This window comes from Achromobacter ruhlandii, from assembly GCF_002082135.1.
Lineage (GTDB): Bacteria > Pseudomonadota > Gammaproteobacteria > Burkholderiales > Burkholderiaceae_B > Achromobacter > Achromobacter ruhlandii.
Map to the genome: position 1 here is coordinate 5,481,670 of NZ_CP017433.1, position 15,134 is coordinate 5,496,803.

A 15,134-nucleotide genomic window follows, 5' to 3' on the forward strand; every position below is an offset into this window, starting at 1 on the left:
CCGCCTCGACGGGGACCGGCTCTACGGCCGGTTCATGCCTTGTCCTCGCAATGCACCACGCCCGCGGCGCGCAGGGCCTCGATGCGCGCGGCATCCAGCCCCAGGCCTCGCAGGATGGCTTTGGTATCCCGCCCCTGGGCCGGCGGATCGAAGCGCTTGCCGGCTTTCAGGCCATCGAATTCGATCGGCAGCGCCGCCGCGGCGATTTCGCCGCCGTCCGGCAGGGCCGTGGCCAGCAGCGCGCCGCCGGCATTCAGGTGCTCGTCGTGCAGCAGGTCGTGCGGCTGGCGGATCGGCCCGTACGACAGATTGGCGGCCTCGAGCGCCGCGCACAATTCGTCGGTCTTCCAGGTCTTGAGGATCGCGCCCACGCCCGGCACCAGCCAGGAACGCGCCGCCTCGCGGTCCACGGCGGTGGCCAGGCGCGGATCGGCGGCCCATTCCGGCGGCAGGAATTTCTGCGCGAAATTGCGCCATTGGGCATCGCCCACCACGGCCACGAACACCCGCCCATCGGCGGTCTCGAACACGTCGTACACGCCCCAGGGCGGCTTGCGCTCGGCGCCGAAGGGTTTGGGCGCGGCGCCGGTCAGCTGGTACTGCGCGATGAACTGTGCCACCAGCAGCAGGTTGTTCTCGAACAGGCCCGAGCGCACATGGCGGCCGCGCCCGGTGACATGCCGATCGTGCAGCGCGGCCAGCGCGCCCACCACGCCGAAGGTGCCGCCCAGGATGTCGTTGACCGACGCCGCCACGCGCTGCGGCGTGTCCGCGCCGCCATTGATGTAGGCCAGTCCGCCCATCATCTGCACCACCTCATCCAGCGCGGTGCGGTGCTTGTAGGGGCCGGACAGGAAGCCCTTGAGCGACACATAGATCAGCCGCGGGTTCTCGGCCGACAACGAGGCGTAGTCCAGCCCGTACTGCGCCAGGCCGCCGTCGCGGAAATTCTCGACCACCATGTCCGCCTGCAACGCCAGCTGCCGCGCCAGCGCCTGGCCCTCGGCCGATTTCAGGTCGATCGACAGGCTCTGCTTGTTGCGGTTGAAAACGGGAAAGTAGCCGCTGCCCGAACCCTTCAGGCGACGGGTGCGGTCGCCGTCGATCGGCTCCAGCTTGATCACCTCGGCGCCCAGGTCGGCCAGCGCCAGGCCGGCGGCCGGTCCCATGATCATGTGGGACAGTTCCAGCACCTTGATGCCGCGCAAGGGCAGCTCGTCCTGGTTCATGAAGGGGGAAGCCGGTGCTGCGGTCATCGACATTTTCCTCTGGCCTGCGCCGTGGATCGAAGGCCCGGGCGCCAGGGGCCCGAGCGGTACGCAGCCATCATCGCGGGCGCGGGGGCGCGGGAAAAGCGCTCTTTCAGCACCGGGGCATTCTCGTTTCGGAACGTCCGGGTTAGCCCTAGGAACGCGAGGCTAGGGCCACGGCGCCGCGCCCAGGTGCGCCAACAGGGCGCGCGCGGCGGGTGGCAGCGCGTCCAGTTCGCGCACCGCGATGCACAACGGCGTGCCCGCCCAGGGCCCGGACAGGGCGATGAAGCGGATATCCGGGCTGGCGTGGCGCGGCTTCAGATACATGGGCACCACCGCCACGCCCATGCCGCGCGCCACCAGATTGCAGATGGTCTCGTGCGAACTGACACGAGCGCTGATGCGGCGCGTCACGCCGGCCTCGCGCGCCGCCTGCTCGAACACCGCGCTGATGCCGTTATCGCGGTTCAGCTCGATCTGCTCATAGGGCAGCAACTGCGCATAGTCCAGGATCTCGCTGTCGGCCAGCAGGTGCTGTCCCGGCACCACCGCCGCCAGTTCGCAATAGCCGCAAGGAAACACCCGCAGGCCATCGTGGCCGAAGTCCGAGCCCACGGCCACATCGGCGCGGCCCTGCAGCACCTCCTGGAAGACCTGCTGCGTGGTGCTTTCCTCCAGCGCGATCTCGATCTGTGGGTAGGCGCGGCGAAACGACTGGATCTGCGCCGGCAGGTCACCCGACAGCGCCGCCACGCTGGCCGCCAGCCGGATGCGCCCCCGCACCCCGGTGGCAAAGGCCGCCATCTCGCGGTGCATGCGCTCCATCTGCTGCAATACCCGCCGCGCATGCTCGGCCAGCGCCTGGCCGGCGGGCGTGGCCTGCACGCCCTTGACGTCGCGCGCCAGCAGCGGCACGCCCAGGACCTCTTCCATCTCGATCATGCGTTTGCTGACCGCCGAGGGCACGATGTTCTCGCGCGCCGCGGCGCGCGCCAGGCTGCCTTCTTCCAGCGCCGCCAGGAACAGGCGCAGGGAAACCGGATCGATATCGCGCGAATGGGACGGGGCGGGCAACGGACGCTTCATGGCGGCAAGTGTCCCGCGTTGCGCGGGGCGGCAGGGATCGGGGTTTTCCCCAGCAAGACCCACACGGGTCCGATACACTGCGCCTGGCCATCGCGCGGCCACCCGCGCGACGCAGGACGCTCTCCGTTTGAACGGCAACCAGAATAAGACGCGCATCATGCAGTGCCCCCAGTGCAATTGGCAGAATCCGGCCTCTCATACCCAATGCTTCAGCTGCCACGCGCCCTTGCCCGCGCCAGCGGCCCCGCGCGCGGCGCACGCCAACGTGCCCGTGATCCCCGGCATCTGGTCGCGGCTGGCGGCGAGCGGGGCCGACGCAGCCGCCATGATCGCGGCCATGTTCGCCTTCTCCTGGGCCACGTCCCTGAGCTACCAGGCATTGCGGGAACAGCCCTGCCCCCAGGCGCTCACCCTGGCGGCCGGTCTGCTGGGCCTGCTGCTGCCCGCCTTGATGGACGCGTGGGGCGCCGGCTCGCCCGGCAAGCTGTTGTTCAAGCAGCGCGTGGTCAAGCGCGACGGGCAGAGCCCCGGCCTGTTGCGGTCCCTGTGGCGGCATCTGATGAAGTTCCCCCTGAACCTGGCCCTGCCCGGCGTGTTCCACCATATCCAGCAGGCCATGTTCGGCGAACGCGCCATGCACAACTGGGCCGCGGGCACTTACGTCGTTTCGAGCCGGGCCGATCCGCGCGCGATCCTGGCGGCCGTGAGCCAGACGCGCTCGATCACCGGCGCCGGCAAGTTCCTGCTGTTCGCCGCGGGCGCGGTAGTGCTGGTGCTGGCCGGTTTCGTGCTGGCCGCGCTGACGCTCGGTCCGCGCGATGCCGACAACCCCGTGGTGGCCGACGTGCGGCACCTGGATCGGGTATCGCAGCCGGTCCGGATGCTGGCGGAAAACCACTACCGCGGCACCGGCAAGTTCGCCGCGACCTTGCAGGACCTGGGCGTGACGCGCGAATCGCTGGCCTCCAGCGGCTTTTCCAACCTGGAGCTGAACCCGGTCAATGGCGTGCTGCGCTTCACCATTGCCGGCCCCGCCGATGCCAATGACGCCTCGCCCCTGGCGGGCAAGCACCTGGTCTACCTGCCCGAGCTGCGCGCCGAACGCAAAGGCGGCGGCATCCGCCGCTGGCAATGCGGCAGCGACGACATCGCCGTGAGCGACCGCCATTACGGCTGCCGCCACGCCGCCGGCGCCGCCGCCCCCTGATGCCTGCCCGCCGCCCAAGGAATCCGCATGTCCAATCTGATCGAATCCATCCTGCGCGCCGAAGACGCCGGCGACACGACGCGCATGCTCGCGCTGTGCGACCAAGGGCTGCGCGAGCAGCCCAACGCCGCCGAGATGTGGGCATTGCGCGCCCGCTGCCATGCCAGGCGCGGCGCCGCGGCCGCGCGCGACGCCGATCTGGCGCGGGCGCTGACGCTCGATCCCCACTGCCCGGACGCCATCGCCGTGCAGGTCACCGCGCGCTATGACGAGGGCAACCCGCAAGCGGCCTGGCGCCTGCTGCGCGACGCCTGCCAGCGTACTTCCGGACATTTCGGGCTGCTGCTGGCCGAAGCCTACCTGTTGATCAACGACGGCCGCCTGCAGGATGCCATCGACTGCTGGACCCGCGCGATCCAGCGGCGCCCGCAGGCCGGCGCGCCGCATTGCTACATCGCGTCCAACCTGGCCAATGCCGGGCGCCACAAAGAAGCCGTGCCCTACTTCGAACGCGCGATCGCGCTCGCCCCGGACAACGGCCGCTTCATGTACGACGCCGGCAACACCTATCGCCGCCTGGGCGACCTGCATCGGGCCATCGCCCTGTTCGACCGGGCGCGGGCGATCCTGGGCGAGGAAAACGCCATCCAGCACAACCGGGCCTCATGCCTGCAGGCGCTGGGCCGCGATGCCGACGCGGTGGAAGAATGGACCAGCCTGCTGCGCCGCGAGCCCGACTGGGACTGGCCGCTGGAGGGCAAGGCCCGCTCGCTGCACCGCCTGGGCCGGGCCAGCGAGGCCGCTCCCCTGTGGCAGAAGCTGGACGCCCTGTCGGACAACGGCTGAGAAGGCCGCAAGGAGCAGGCCCGCGAGTATGTGCGCAGCGGCCACCCCGAGCTGGCGCAAGAAGCCCTGCGCGAGCTCGATCCGCTGACCAGCGACGATACCCAATTGCTGTTCGTGGCCGGCAACGCGCAACGCGACCAGGGCGAGTGGGAGCAGGCCCTGGCGTACTACCTGCGCGGCTACGAACTGGCGCCGGACGAAGATTTCCTGCCCGGCAACGCCGCCGACATGCTCGCCCGCCTGGAACGCTACGAGGAAGCCCTGCCCCTGTCCGAAGTGGCGATCGCGCTGGACCCCGATTGGCTCAAATGGCGCCGCGTGCGCATCGACGCCTTGACCCACCTGGGCCGCGGCCCGGAGGCGGTGGCCGATGCCGAACGCGCGCTGCAACGCTGGCCCGACGACAGCAGGCTGCAGGCCGACGCCGTCAACGCGCTGATCGCCGCGGGCCGCCACGACGAAGCCCTGGCGGCCTGTGACTGCCTGATCGCGATGGACCCGGAGTTCCGCAGCTGGACCCTGTTCTCGCGCGGCGAGATCTACGGCGCCATGGCACGCCATGCGGCATCCGCTTCGGCATTCCGCCAGGCCGCCGCGGCCTACCAGCAGAACGGCAAGCCGCAATACCAGGCGCTGTCATTGGAAAGAGCCCTCGCGGCGGAACGGCAGGCCAACGCGCCGCGCAGCCTGCTGGGGCGATTGTTCGGCCGCAAGTAGACATCGAGGATGGCGTGCCGCGCCGGATGGGCCGGCGGCCGCAATGGCGTGGCCGGGACGATGCCGGCGATCACTCGGGCAGCGCCGGCGCGGTCACCCAACCGTAGCCCTGCAGCAAGCCCAACAGGCAGCGGCGCGCCACCGCCACCGCCTCGTCGCGCAGCGCATCGGCGCGCCAGCCCATTTCGATAGCGTAGTCCGGCATGGCAATCGGGCACGGCAGCCGCCGCAGTCCGGCGACCGCCGCCAGCCCGCGCGCCGCATGCGCCGGCAGGGTGGCCAGCGCATCGCCGCCGCGCAACAGAAACGCCAACGCCGAGAAATGCGTGGTGGACGCCAGCACCCGGCGGCTCAGGCCCAGGCCATGCAGCACTTCATCGACCACGCCGATGAAGCCGCCCGACGACACCAGCACGTGCGGACGCCGGGTGAAATCCTCCACCGACAACGCATCCTGGCCCGGCGCCAGGCTGGCCGGATCCACCAGGCAGGCATAGCCCCCCTGTCCCACGGTCACGCGCTGCAACGCCGGCGCGGTCAGGCCGCCGGATGCGATCACCAGATCGACCTCGCGCGCCATCAGCATGTCGGCGGCCACGCGGCTGTGGGTCTGGCGGAAGATCAATCTCAGTCCCGGCGCCGCCACGGCCAGCGCCGCGATCGCCTCGCGCCCAAGCGCGATCTCGAAATCGTCGGACAGGCCCAGCGTGACCGAGCGGCCGCCGAATCCCGCCGCGCCCGGCCGGGCCAGCGACAGGCTCTGCCGGCACTTGTCCAGCGCCTCGCCAATGATCGGCCGCAGCTCGCGCGCCCGCAGGCTGGGCGACAGACCACGCCCGGTGCGCACGAACAGCGGGTCGGCATAGAGCACGCGCAGCCGCGCCAGCGCCGCGCTGACCGCCGACTGGGTCACCCCCAGGCGCAGCGCGGCGCGGCCCGCGCCGCCCTCGTCGTAGATCGCCTCGAACACCTTGAGCAGGTTCAGGTCGGTCGACTCGATATCGATCTGGTTCATATCATTTATCGCCAGGCAGGATTGATTGATTTTAGGCCGCCCCCGACACTAGGACGCATCGACTCCCCAGTGAAAAAGGAACCCCCATGACCGCCACCACCGTCGCCGCGCTGCAGATCGGCGCCTCGCCCGAAGGCAAGGACGCCACCCTGGAACGGATCCTGGCCTTCGAGGCCGAGATCAGCGCCTCGGGCGCCGCGCTGGTGGTCATGCCCGAGGCCCTGCTGGGCGGCTACCCCAAGGGCGAGATCTTCGGCACCCGCCTGGGCTACCGCCTGCCCGAAGGCCGCGAGGCCTACGCCCGCTACTACCAGAACGCCATCGACGTGCCCGGCCCCGAGACCGACGCGCTGGCCGCGCTGTCGCAACGCACCGGCGCCAGCCTGGTGATCGGCGTGATCGAACGCACCGGCAGCACGCTGTACTGCACCGCGCTGTACTTCGATCCGGCCGCCGGCCTGGCCGCCAGGCACCGCAAGCTGATGCCCACCGGCACCGAACGGCTGATCTGGGGCCAGGGCGACGGCTCGACCCTGCCCGTGCTGGAAACGGCCGCGGGCCGCGTCGGCGGCGCCATCTGCTGGGAAAACCACATGCCGCTGCTGCGCACCGCCATGTACGCCAAGGGCGTGCAGATCTGGTGCGCGCCCACCGTCGACGAACGCGACATCTGGCAATGCTCGATGCGCCACATCGCCCACGAAGGCCGCTGCTTCGTCATCAGCGCCTGCCAGGTGCAGCCCTCGCCCGCCGAACTGGGCCTGGACGTGCCCGGCTGGGATCCGCAACGCCCGCTCATCAACGGCGGCTCGCTCATCGTCGGGCCGCTGGGCGACGTCCTGGCAGGCCCGCTGCACGGCCAGACCGGCCTGCTGACGGCGACCATCGATGTCGACGAACTGGTGCGCGCGCGCTACGACTTCGACGTGGTCGGGCACTACGCGCGGCCCGACGTCTTCACCCTGGAGGTGGACGAACGCGCCCGCCAGACGGTGCGTTTCATCGGCTGAGTTTTCCACAGGGGCGGCCTTGCATGACGGGCCGCCTGCCCGCGAGTGGTATAGTCACGCCCGCCGGATACCGCTGCGCGCTCGCGCCGCACACCCAGGTATCCCATTGCGGTTTCCTGTCGGAACCCCAATGCCCGAGTGGTGAAATTGGTAGACACAAGGGACTTGAATCCATTTGAGCCCTCCGGAGGAAACTCCAGAGGTGTAGCCCGTCAAACTCGGCGAATGCCCTGGACTTGTTCCGAGCCAACGCCGAGCCAAGCCCGGATCGAAAGAACCGGGAAGGTGTAGAGAGCAGACGGCGGGCACCTAAGGCCGCAAGGCTATGGTGAAGGCGTGCTCCAGACCACGAACGGCGCTTGACGCGCCGGCGGCGAAAGCCGAAGTGGTACGAAAATCCCTCGGCCGCAAGGCCGTACCGGTTCGATTCCGGTCTCGGGCACCACCCCGGTGCGCCACACCACGCCGCATTACGCCACGCAACGCCACCTCCATAGACGATTCTGGGTGCCGACCAGAACTCGTTACGCCACACCAAACCACACTAAACCACAATTTTTGCTAATCTCGTACGCCATTCCTACGCCCGAGATTACGCCATGCCCACATTCCGAAAGCGCGGCACGTCCTGGCGGGCCGAAGTCGCCCGCAATGGACACCGTGAAAGCGCCACCTTCGCCACCAAGCGCGAGGCCATGGACTGGGCCAACCGCCGCGAGCTGGAACTGGCGAATGCCCGCGCCGGCAAGGTGACGCGCTGGACCCTGGCCGACGTCATGCAGCGGTATGCCGACGAGGTCAGCCCGGAGAAGGCCGGCGCCAGGTGGGAAAAGGCCAGGATTGCCTCCATCAAGAAGGACAAGGTGGCCAAGCTGGTGATGCAGGATATCGGCCCGGCCGAGCTGGCCGACTGGCGCGATCGACGCCTGACCGAGGTTCAAGGCGCCACAGTGCTGCGCGAGATAGGCCTGCTGCGCGCCATCTGGACCCGGGCGAAGCTGGGAGAGTGGCGGTACGTGGATCACGACCCCTGGCCCGACGTCATCAAGCCGAAGGACAACCCCGCGCGCAAGATCATCTTCACCGACAAGCAGATCGAGGATATCGTTTCCGCACTGGGCTACACCGACGGCGCGCCCAAGGACAAGCGCGAGCAGACCGCGGTGGCGTTCCTGCTGGCCCTGGAAACGGCCATGCGCTCGGGGGAGATCCTGACGCTGGAATGGAAGCACGTCCACCTGGAGCGGCGCATGCTGCACCTGCCCAGATCCAAGAATGGAGATGCCCGCGATGTGCCGCTATCCCGGCGCGCCGTAGCGCTGCTTGAGGCGATGAAGGGGATACACCCGGAACAGGTGTTCACAGTGAACGCCGGCCTGCGCGACGCCTATTTCCGGCAGGGTAAGACGCTGGCAAAGGTCGACGGGCCCACGTTCCACGACGCCCGCGCCACCGCGATCACGCGCCTGTCCAAGAAGCTGGAACTGCTGGAGCTGGCCAAGATGGTCGGCCACCGAGACCCGCGCAGTCTCATGATCTACTACCGCGAGAGCGCCACCGAGATCGCCAACAAACTGGATTGACCATGGACGACAATGGAATCCTGGAGCAGGTGCCCGGCCAGTACGTGGCCCGGGCCGCCCTCACCCTGCCGCCGGCGGCCACCGCCGAGGACCGCGACTACCCGGTCGAGATCGACGCCGGCCACTCCGGCCTGGTGCGCATCACGTTCCGGCGCCAGAAGGCCAGGCGCGCCAAGCATATGCATTGGTTCTGGCTGGCCCAGCGGGCGGACGCGGTCTAGGGCCTATCGGGCCTACGCGTCAGGTTTCGGCTTACTCGCGGCCTTTTCACCGCGCGTAGGCTCGACCCTTCGCCGGATCGCCTGGACCATCCCAAGAACAGGGAGCGACACCAAGGCGACGGGAATGGCCCAGTACCAGCGGGACGTGACGCCGTAGATCAGGCCCACAATGGCGGTTGCTGCAGCCGCGAGTAGAGCAATGCACGAAACCACCGCGCCGAGAATCTGGCCGGTTTTATCGCTGGAAAAAACGCCATCGATGCGACGCTGTTCTATGGCGGTCAGGGTCTTGCGATGCGCTACGTCTGATTCGAGCTGTTGCCGTTCCATCTCGCGGCGGTGAGCTGCCTCGCCTTCAGCCATAGTGATAATCCGGTCGGCAGCACCGGGGGAAAGCTGATCGTATTGGCGCAGGACCTCAGGATGAGGCAAAGGCCCATGATGAAACTCTGCCTGCATAAGCTGGCGGCCAACCGCTTCCGAGGCCTGCGGCAGCCCAGTGGGGCGCGGAGATGGAGCGGTGCTGGGGCGGTGAGACGGCTTACCGCGAGCCATTGCGACGCGCTATCGAACGGCCAAAGTCGTCGCCGATCCGGCGCACGTCGCTACGCAGCGCGTCATTGGACGAACGCGCCGGGCGATACAGGGGATTGATCTGAGGTTCCTGGACAGTCGGGGCTGAGTAGTTAGAAAACAGCGCCAGCGGAGCAGCTATGCCGCCCCAAAAACCGCCCCAGAAAGCCTTTCTGCTACGCTTTTTCATAGGTGTGCCGATGTGTTCCGAGGGATCCGCATTGCACGAAAACTGCCTCACAACGAGCCAAATATAGCAGATGCTCATATTTTTCGCGCCCTTCCCGAGAAAATCGGGGTCGCACTCACCTACCGAGGCCGCGCCCCGAGCCGGCCTGTAGACCGCGAATGTAGCCCTGCAGGCCGTTCACCTGGTCGGCCCATCCTGCGGCGTCGGCAGCCAGGTCTCCATATTCCGCGTAGCACGCTGCAAAACCTCCGATCCAGTCGGGGCCGGCTTCATCAGGTCGGCGGCCGGCTCGGGGATTCGCGGGATCACGGCCGGCGGCGCGGAGCACGCGGTCAAGGTCAGCACGGGCAGCAGCCAGGCCAGCTTTCGCAGCCTCGCGCGCCAGGACGGCACCACGGTATTGGGCATCAGCACGATCTTTCTCCAGTTGGTAGGCTTCGGTGATGGCGCGCTGCGCGGCCTCAGCGCGGGCGCGCTCCTTGGTGACGCCGGTGGCTTCCCGGTGGGCACCGTACAGCACCACGCCCGCGCCCAGCGCCATCACCACTGCCGCGCCGCCTATCCAGGGCAGCGCCATGCGCAGGAACGGGTTCACGGCTGCACCTGCGCGGCAGCCTGGCGGTACAGGTCAGGCCAGGTTTCCGGATGCGGCTTGCCCGGCCGCCAGGTGCGCAGGTACAGCGCCCAGGCTGCGTCCGCATCACCCACGGCCGGCAGCGCCTTCGGGTCAGTCCACAGCAGCAGCCGCGCCACGCCGGCGGCCAGCACGTCGTCATACTCCAGCGCCGAGTAGATCGCGTCCGGGTCGCAGGACACGCTGCGGGCCTTGCACAGCGCCGCCAGGCGGTCCTTACTGGCTTGGTGCAGGTACACGCCCCACACGCCGCCGCGGCTCGCGCGGGTGCCCTTCTCGAACTGCCAGAAGCCGCGGGCCGGCCCGCCGATCTGGCGCCGGTGCACGAACCGGCTTTCCTGCAGGCCGATCGCCAGCAGCATGACGCGCGCACCCGGCGTGTCCATTCCGGCCGGCAGCAACGCCAGCGCCGGGGTGATTGCGTCGGCAACGATGGTATCCAGGGTCATAGCGTGGGTTTCCTGATGTGCTTTGCCGTCACGGCGGCAACGTAGAAGGCGGCCGACGCGGCAAGCGCGGCATCGCCGGCGCTGGCCCAGCCGGCCATGAAGATCCGGCACGCGGCGCCGGTGGCGGTCAGGCTGACGGCGGCCAGGCCGATCCGCTCGAAAGTGGTGTCCTTGATGGCGCGGGAGAAGACCGCCAGCACTGCGCCGCCTGCGACGATGAGCCAGCTCACGAAGGCCAGCACGGCCCAGAGCGTCAGGTAAATGGTGCTGTCCATGTCACACCCCTTTGCCGCGCACGCGGTCAGCCGATTCCGCCTATCACCGCGTTGGCGTTACGCACCAAGGCCATAAGCTGGCGCACATTGAACTCGCCAGCGTGATAGATCTCGTCGGCGGGCGGCAGCTTCCCTACCGCCCACTCCTTACCCGCCTCCAGATCCGCCACCGAGATCACCCGGTAGCCTGCCGCTCGCGCAGCCTCGGCAGCTTCAGCGATGTACATGGTCAGCGGGTTGCGCGCTTCCGCAATCCACTCTGCCCGCACCGTTGCCGGCCGGACGACGATGTACCGCCCCGATACCGGCGAAGGCCCAAAATCCGGCAGGTCGAACGACCCAGGCGCCACGCCGAAGCATCGGCGCATCCCGGTCACAATCCCAGCCGTGCCGTACTGAACCGTCACCACCGACCCCCGAGGCGGATTTTCCCAGCGCGCATCCTGCTGCAGCGCCATATTCTTGGCTTGCGTCCGTAACGGCGTTTCCGCCTTCACGAACTTCACCCCGGGCAGGTCTTCGTACAGCTCCGGCCATGGCGTCTCAAGGTACACCGGCCCCTGCAATCGCTTCACGAAGGCTCGCTGGTAGATGTTGTCCCCCAGCCCCTTCATACCTCGTACTATCAAGCTGCCTCCACTCGGAAGCAGTCCAAAGCCGACCCAGGCGTACAGTTGACGACCTCGACACTCGGGTTGGCGCGCGCCCAGTCTCGGAACTGCTGCAGGTGCACCGCTCGCCGATGAGGCTTCGTGTTGACCAGGCCGTTGGTATATTCACCGAAATAATGCGACCCATGCATGTCGAATCCGTACAGCCGAATCCGGGTAGCGCCAAGGTTCACCGCCACCTGCAGCGCAAGGACACCGCTCGCCCACTGCGTGTTGCCTGGGCGGCAGCGCTCCACGCCAGGAAACTCACTGCTCGAAAACCTGCGCCCCGCAAAGCTCATCGCCTCTGGGTAGGCTCGCCACCAAGCCCGGTCATTCGCGGCCAGGAAGTCAGCCCACGGGGCCAGTTCGAACACATTGCTGACGACCCCGACGCGTTCGCCGCGCAGGGATTCGGCCAGGTCACGGTTCATGCTCGGGCCCGGGGCCAGCAACACAAAATCCAAATCAACCCTCGTTCACACCGGTGCCGACCGGCAGGGTGATGTATTCCAGCCCGCTATCCTTGTCGGCAAGTACGCCCCGGATGTTGTAGGCCACGCCACGATGGATGATGCGGTCGGTGGCCAGGATCTCGCGGGTTCGAATGGTAATGCGCGCAGTGACCTCCGACTGTGCCGCCGCCGACTGCACAAACTCTCGAGCAGACAGCGGCTCGACGGCGGCCCACACCTTGGCGATCTCCGTCCAGCTTTCGGTGACAGCGCCGGTGACTGGATCCTGCGTCACTTCGAAACGCTCAATGGCAACCCGATGGCGAAGTCGGCCGGCTTCCAAGCTCATTGAACGGTACTCTTTCGCAGACCTGACAACAGACTGGTGGCGCCAGCGCCAAGCACGAATCCATATCCCCAATGGGAGGGGACAGCGCCGGCGTCGGACCCGTCACGGTAACGATATTGCTGGGCCAGTTCGACGAGGACCGCGGCTTTGACCGCAAACTTCGGAATCGGGTCTCCGTTGGAGTCTTCTGCGGGGATTGGGTTGCCGGCGCTATCGATATCGCCTGAAGGCTCATAGGCTCGCCATGAATCCTTCAGCCACGTGAAGACCGCGTTCTCTACTGCTGGAATCCAGGTAACGAACCACGGATCATCATCCTGCGAGTCAACCCGCAGATGCATCCGAGCTTCCTCGATGCTAACGAGGCTCATGCCTGATCCTTCAGCTTGATAGGGGCTTCAGGGATGGCGTCCTTGCCTTTCGGGCCACGCTCACCATCCCGCCCCTTACGAGCCGCGATTACCCAGTCTTCACCAGCCGTTTCAGGCTTGGCAGGCGTGTCCTTCTTGGCGATCCACAGCGAACCATCATGGACCCACGCCTCGCCAGCCTTAGCCTTCGTGCCTTCCCGCCAGTAGCCTCCAGGACGAATACCGCCTGCCGGATAGCGGATCTCCTTCACTCGGCCGGCGCAGGACGCCTTGATCCGAACCTCGTGAGTTTCGTCCAGGTATTCCAGCTCGAACGCCTCCAAGCCAAGACCGTCGACGCCGTCTTTACCATCACTGCCGTCGCGCCCATTCGAGCCGACCACCGGCCCAAGATTCTTCACCTCTCCATTGCTCATCGTGACGAGCAATGCGCCTTCGCGATCGATCATCGCTCCGGCCATCCCAAGGCCGTCTGCACCCTTCTGACCGTCTTCACCCTTAGCGCCGGGCTCGCCGTCCTTCCCATCCGCCCCATCCTTGCCATGGACGACCGGGATGGACTTCACGGCCTCGTCAATCATCTTCTTGACGGCCTCCATGTCGCAATCCTTGCCGTCGCGGCCATCGGTGCCATCCTTGCCGGCCAGGGGGCGCGGCAGCTCTGCGAGCTGGGCTTTCAAGCGCGCTATCTCGTCCTTGAGCGGCTGCACGGCCTTGATGATCGCGTCGCCCATGGCTTGGCCGAACAGTTCAGGGTCAAACGACATAGGTAGGCTCCAGGGCTTTCTTCATTGCGGCGATAGCCTTGTGGGTACCTGCAAAGGCGCGCAATTCTTCAAGATCAAGGTCAGGCGCAGGTGCAGGATCAGGCGTGGCCGTGGCCGTGGGTTGCATGGCGGGGTCCCACTCTTTACGGTCTGCAAGCATGCCCAACGGATAGTCCTGGTTCTGGCCCCATAGCGTGTTACCGCCAGCAGTCGGCGCCAAGTTGAAGGGCCGGCGACCCTCGTCAGGCGTCTTGATCATGGCGCCTACCAGCTTCGTGTTGATGTCGGCCTTCTTGGCTTCGTCCATGCGCAGCAGGGGCTCCGTATCCAGCTCAATTCCCAACGGGCGTGTAACCTTCAGGCCATCGTCCAGCAGGTCTTCCATGTGTTGGATCGGAGCCTGCAGCGCATCGCTGTAGTACATGAGGTTCACGCCGTCGACACCGAGACCGGAAGGGATCGTTCCAATCCCGACCTTGAACGGCGGGATCCCGAACGGCTGGCAGATCTGCTCGTCGCTATAGCGCATCTGCTCAATCATCTGAGCATCGATGCTCTTCATGGCGAATGGGGTGAACTTCATGTCGGCGCCGATGATGGCCACCTTTCCGGACTTCCCGTCCGAGAATTCCTTATTCCAATACTCTTGAACTGCCTTGGCGTCTTCCTCTTTCATGCCCGCAGGCGCGGTCAGGAGGCCACCAGGCTGAGCGTTGTTCGCGAAGAACTCCGTCGCCGACCGCATGATCTTCATGTTCTTCAGCGCGGGCCAATGGGCCGCGGCAAGCGGCGGGACACCGATCAAAGGATGGTGCACCGTCATGCAGCGGTCGTGGATGATCTCGCTCGCGGGAACAATCAGATTCTCAGCAGGGTATCCTTCCGGCAAGCTGTTCAGCTTGTCGGTCTGCAACTGGTAGAACACCGCACCCGAATCCGACACCATCGGCAACACGCGTTCAGGATCCAGCACGTACAGTTCCGTCACCACCCCGCGACCGTCACGACGCTTCAGAATGTAGGCGTTGCCTTGGGTCAGCTTGGTGATGATCCAGTACTCACGGAACTGGGCAGGCGTCTGAAACCCGTTGGGCTTGCGAAGCACCGGGTCATACGCCGGATTGCTGACTTCGGTCCACACGCCGTTAGCATCTCGGCTGCGTAGCGAAAACGGCAGCTTCCCGATGTCCGACGAGATGCGGTAAATGCACGCATACAGCGTCGGATAGGTGATCAGGTCGCCCTGCTTTTCCTCGATATTGCGCTGCCACGCGCCAGTGAACGGCTCACTGACAATCCGCCAGGCGTTGCGCCACGTGCCGCCCACGGTCTCCATCGCCTTCTGACGCCCGAAGGTGAACCCGAGAATCTTCACTCGGCGGCCTCTCGCAGGGCCGCGCGCACCTTGTCCGCACCGGCCTTGTGATGCACCTTCACACCGCGATCACGGGCGAGTGCGTGCAGCACCAATACGAACTGGAGA

The 15,134-nt window shown here is 66.9% G+C and carries 20 protein-coding genes and 1 pseudogene; 7 read left to right on the forward strand and 14 right to left on the reverse strand.

Annotated features, from left to right (window positions below; all coding sequences use genetic code 11):
* Window positions 1-32: 32 nt before the first annotated feature.
* The 3 genes from AruCF_RS24865 to AruCF_RS30045 all read right to left on the reverse strand — a co-directional run bounded on the left by AruCF_RS24865 (window position 33) and on the right by AruCF_RS30045 (window position 2,678).
* Window positions 33-1,256, reverse strand: a complete 1,224-nt coding sequence (locus AruCF_RS24865) for a CaiB/BaiF CoA transferase family protein (RefSeq protein WP_144419081.1) — start codon at window positions 1,254-1,256, stop codon at window positions 33-35.
* A gap of 162 nt (window positions 1,257-1,418) precedes the next feature.
* Entirely contained in the window at window positions 1,419-2,339 is a 921-nt protein-coding gene (locus tag AruCF_RS24870; RefSeq protein ID WP_049071864.1) for a LysR family transcriptional regulator, read from the reverse strand.
* A 195-nt stretch (window positions 2,340-2,534) separates the two neighbouring features.
* Complete coding sequence (locus AruCF_RS30045) at window positions 2,535-2,678, reverse strand: hypothetical protein (RefSeq protein WP_236747502.1); 144 nt, start codon at window positions 2,676-2,678, stop codon at window positions 2,535-2,537.
* Here AruCF_RS30045 and AruCF_RS24875 point away from each other — a divergent pair.
* From AruCF_RS24875 to AruCF_RS30055, 4 genes and pseudogenes are all read left to right on the forward strand, one after another.
* Window positions 2,677-3,546: an RDD family protein gene (locus AruCF_RS24875; RefSeq protein ID WP_253827060.1), complete on the forward strand. Its 870-nt coding sequence runs from the start codon at window positions 2,677-2,679 to the stop codon at window positions 3,544-3,546. The two genes, AruCF_RS30045 and AruCF_RS24875, sit on opposite strands and share 2 nt — an antisense overlap.
* 27 nt (window positions 3,547-3,573) lie before the next feature.
* Window positions 3,574-4,392 (forward strand): tetratricopeptide repeat protein, encoded by an 819-nt coding sequence (locus tag AruCF_RS30050; RefSeq protein WP_235432744.1) that lies wholly within the window; start codon window positions 3,574-3,576, stop codon window positions 4,390-4,392.
* A 24-nt stretch (window positions 4,393-4,416) separates the two neighbouring features.
* A pseudogene (locus AruCF_RS30150) lies at window positions 4,417-4,581 on the forward strand (tetratricopeptide repeat protein); the annotation flags it as partial.
* A gap of 39 nt (window positions 4,582-4,620) precedes the next feature.
* Window positions 4,621-5,109 (forward strand): tetratricopeptide repeat protein, encoded by a 489-nt coding sequence (locus AruCF_RS30055; protein WP_269879483.1) that lies wholly within the window; start codon window positions 4,621-4,623, stop codon window positions 5,107-5,109.
* A gap of 70 nt (window positions 5,110-5,179) precedes the next feature.
* Here AruCF_RS30055 and AruCF_RS24885 read toward each other — a convergent pair whose 3' ends face one another.
* The gene (locus AruCF_RS24885; RefSeq protein WP_049071862.1) at window positions 5,180-6,124 is read right to left on the reverse strand and encodes a LysR substrate-binding domain-containing protein; all 945 of its coding nucleotides are present in this window, start codon (window positions 6,122-6,124) and stop codon (window positions 5,180-5,182) included.
* Window positions 6,125-6,210: 86 nt separating this feature from the next.
* On the opposite strand from AruCF_RS24885, the gene AruCF_RS24890 reads away from it, so the two are divergent.
* The 3 genes from AruCF_RS24890 (at window position 6,211) to AruCF_RS24900 (ending at window position 8,938) form a co-directional block, all read left to right on the forward strand.
* A complete protein-coding gene (locus tag AruCF_RS24890) occupies window positions 6,211-7,134 on the forward strand; it encodes a carbon-nitrogen hydrolase family protein (protein ID WP_049071859.1) in 924 nt (307 codons plus the stop codon).
* A 599-nt stretch (window positions 7,135-7,733) separates the two neighbouring features.
* Window positions 7,734-8,717 carry a tyrosine-type recombinase/integrase gene (locus AruCF_RS24895; RefSeq protein WP_083036913.1) on the forward strand — a complete coding sequence of 328 codons (984 nt, stop codon included), beginning with the start codon at window positions 7,734-7,736 and terminating at the stop codon, window positions 8,715-8,717.
* Between the two features lie 2 nt (window positions 8,718-8,719).
* On the forward strand, window positions 8,720-8,938 hold the full coding sequence (locus AruCF_RS24900) for a hypothetical protein (protein ID WP_083036915.1): 219 nt from the start codon (window positions 8,720-8,722) through the stop codon (window positions 8,936-8,938).
* A gap of 12 nt (window positions 8,939-8,950) precedes the next feature.
* On the opposite strand, the gene AruCF_RS24905 is transcribed toward AruCF_RS24900, so the two are convergent.
* The 10 genes from AruCF_RS24905 to AruCF_RS24945 all read right to left on the reverse strand — a co-directional run bounded on the left by AruCF_RS24905 (window position 8,951) and on the right by AruCF_RS24945 (window position 15,026).
* Window positions 8,951-9,493 carry a DUF2335 domain-containing protein gene (locus tag AruCF_RS24905; RefSeq protein ID WP_083036916.1) on the reverse strand — a complete coding sequence of 181 codons (543 nt, stop codon included), beginning with the start codon at window positions 9,491-9,493 and terminating at the stop codon, window positions 8,951-8,953.
* Window positions 9,494-9,816: 323 nt separating this feature from the next.
* Entirely contained in the window at window positions 9,817-10,296 is a 480-nt protein-coding gene (locus AruCF_RS24910; RefSeq protein WP_254431152.1) for a hypothetical protein, read from the reverse strand.
* Complete coding sequence (locus tag AruCF_RS24915) at window positions 10,293-10,784, reverse strand: hypothetical protein (RefSeq protein ID WP_083036919.1); 492 nt, start codon at window positions 10,782-10,784, stop codon at window positions 10,293-10,295. Before AruCF_RS24915 ends, AruCF_RS24910 begins: the two co-directional genes overlap by 4 nt.
* The gene (locus tag AruCF_RS24920; RefSeq protein ID WP_045952776.1) at window positions 10,781-11,059 is read right to left on the reverse strand and encodes a hypothetical protein; all 279 of its coding nucleotides are present in this window, start codon (window positions 11,057-11,059) and stop codon (window positions 10,781-10,783) included. The genes AruCF_RS24915 and AruCF_RS24920 overlap by 4 nt, the downstream gene beginning before the upstream one ends.
* Before the next feature lie 26 nt (window positions 11,060-11,085).
* The gene (locus tag AruCF_RS24925) at window positions 11,086-11,673 is read right to left on the reverse strand and encodes a hypothetical protein (RefSeq protein WP_083036921.1); all 588 of its coding nucleotides are present in this window, start codon (window positions 11,671-11,673) and stop codon (window positions 11,086-11,088) included.
* Between the two features lie 11 nt (window positions 11,674-11,684).
* Window positions 11,685-12,143 (reverse strand): hypothetical protein, encoded by a 459-nt coding sequence (locus tag AruCF_RS24930; RefSeq protein ID WP_157130050.1) that lies wholly within the window; start codon window positions 12,141-12,143, stop codon window positions 11,685-11,687.
* Between the two features lie 34 nt (window positions 12,144-12,177).
* Window positions 12,178-12,513, reverse strand: coding sequence for a phage head closure protein (locus AruCF_RS24935; protein WP_083036924.1), 336 nt, complete (start codon window positions 12,511-12,513; stop codon window positions 12,178-12,180).
* Window positions 12,510-12,884 carry a head-tail connector protein gene (locus AruCF_RS29315; protein WP_157130051.1) on the reverse strand — a complete coding sequence of 125 codons (375 nt, stop codon included), beginning with the start codon at window positions 12,882-12,884 and terminating at the stop codon, window positions 12,510-12,512. The genes AruCF_RS24935 and AruCF_RS29315 overlap by 4 nt, the downstream gene beginning before the upstream one ends.
* The gene (locus AruCF_RS24940; protein ID WP_083036925.1) at window positions 12,881-13,651 is read right to left on the reverse strand and encodes a hypothetical protein; all 771 of its coding nucleotides are present in this window, start codon (window positions 13,649-13,651) and stop codon (window positions 12,881-12,883) included. The genes AruCF_RS29315 and AruCF_RS24940 overlap by 4 nt, the downstream gene beginning before the upstream one ends.
* Window positions 13,641-15,026 (reverse strand): phage portal protein, encoded by a 1,386-nt coding sequence (locus AruCF_RS24945; protein WP_083036926.1) that lies wholly within the window; start codon window positions 15,024-15,026, stop codon window positions 13,641-13,643. The genes AruCF_RS24940 and AruCF_RS24945 overlap by 11 nt, the downstream gene beginning before the upstream one ends.
* Window positions 15,027-15,134: the final 108 nt, after the last annotated feature.

Bases quoted from the DNA above. Each gene is read 5' to 3' on its own strand.
- AruCF_RS24865 (WP_144419081.1), bottom strand. From the start codon at position 1,256: ATGACCGCAGCACCGGCTTCCCCCTTCATGAACCAGGACGAGCTGCCC.
- AruCF_RS24870 (WP_049071864.1), bottom strand. From the start codon at position 2,339: ATGAAGCGTCCGTTGCCCGCCCCGTCCCATTCGCGCGATATCGATCCG.
- AruCF_RS24875 (WP_253827060.1), top strand. From the start codon at position 2,677: ATGTTCGCCTTCTCCTGGGCCACGTCCCTGAGCTACCAGGCATTGCGG.
- AruCF_RS30045 (WP_236747502.1), bottom strand. From the start codon at position 2,678: ATGGCCGCGATCATGGCGGCTGCGTCGGCCCCGCTCGCCGCCAGCCGC.
- AruCF_RS30050 (WP_235432744.1), top strand. From the start codon at position 3,574: ATGTCCAATCTGATCGAATCCATCCTGCGCGCCGAAGACGCCGGCGAC.
- AruCF_RS30055 (WP_269879483.1), top strand. From the start codon at position 4,621: ATGCTCGCCCGCCTGGAACGCTACGAGGAAGCCCTGCCCCTGTCCGAA.
- AruCF_RS24885 (WP_049071862.1), bottom strand. From the start codon at position 6,124: ATGAACCAGATCGATATCGAGTCGACCGACCTGAACCTGCTCAAGGTG.
- AruCF_RS24890 (WP_049071859.1), top strand. From the start codon at position 6,211: ATGACCGCCACCACCGTCGCCGCGCTGCAGATCGGCGCCTCGCCCGAA.
- AruCF_RS24895 (WP_083036913.1), top strand. From the start codon at position 7,734: ATGCCCACATTCCGAAAGCGCGGCACGTCCTGGCGGGCCGAAGTCGCC.
- AruCF_RS24900 (WP_083036915.1), top strand. From the start codon at position 8,720: ATGGACGACAATGGAATCCTGGAGCAGGTGCCCGGCCAGTACGTGGCC.
- AruCF_RS24905 (WP_083036916.1), bottom strand. From the start codon at position 9,493: ATGGCTCGCGGTAAGCCGTCTCACCGCCCCAGCACCGCTCCATCTCCG.
- AruCF_RS24915 (WP_083036919.1), bottom strand. From the start codon at position 10,784: ATGACCCTGGATACCATCGTTGCCGACGCAATCACCCCGGCGCTGGCG.
- AruCF_RS24920 (WP_045952776.1), bottom strand. From the start codon at position 11,059: ATGGACAGCACCATTTACCTGACGCTCTGGGCCGTGCTGGCCTTCGTG.
- AruCF_RS24925 (WP_083036921.1), bottom strand. From the start codon at position 11,673: ATGAAGGGGCTGGGGGACAACATCTACCAGCGAGCCTTCGTGAAGCGA.
- AruCF_RS24930 (WP_157130050.1), bottom strand. From the start codon at position 12,143: ATGAACCGTGACCTGGCCGAATCCCTGCGCGGCGAACGCGTCGGGGTC.
- AruCF_RS24935 (WP_083036924.1), bottom strand. From the start codon at position 12,513: ATGAGCTTGGAAGCCGGCCGACTTCGCCATCGGGTTGCCATTGAGCGT.
- AruCF_RS29315 (WP_157130051.1), bottom strand. From the start codon at position 12,884: ATGAGCCTCGTTAGCATCGAGGAAGCTCGGATGCATCTGCGGGTTGAC.
- AruCF_RS24940 (WP_083036925.1), bottom strand. From the start codon at position 13,651: ATGTCGTTTGACCCTGAACTGTTCGGCCAAGCCATGGGCGACGCGATC.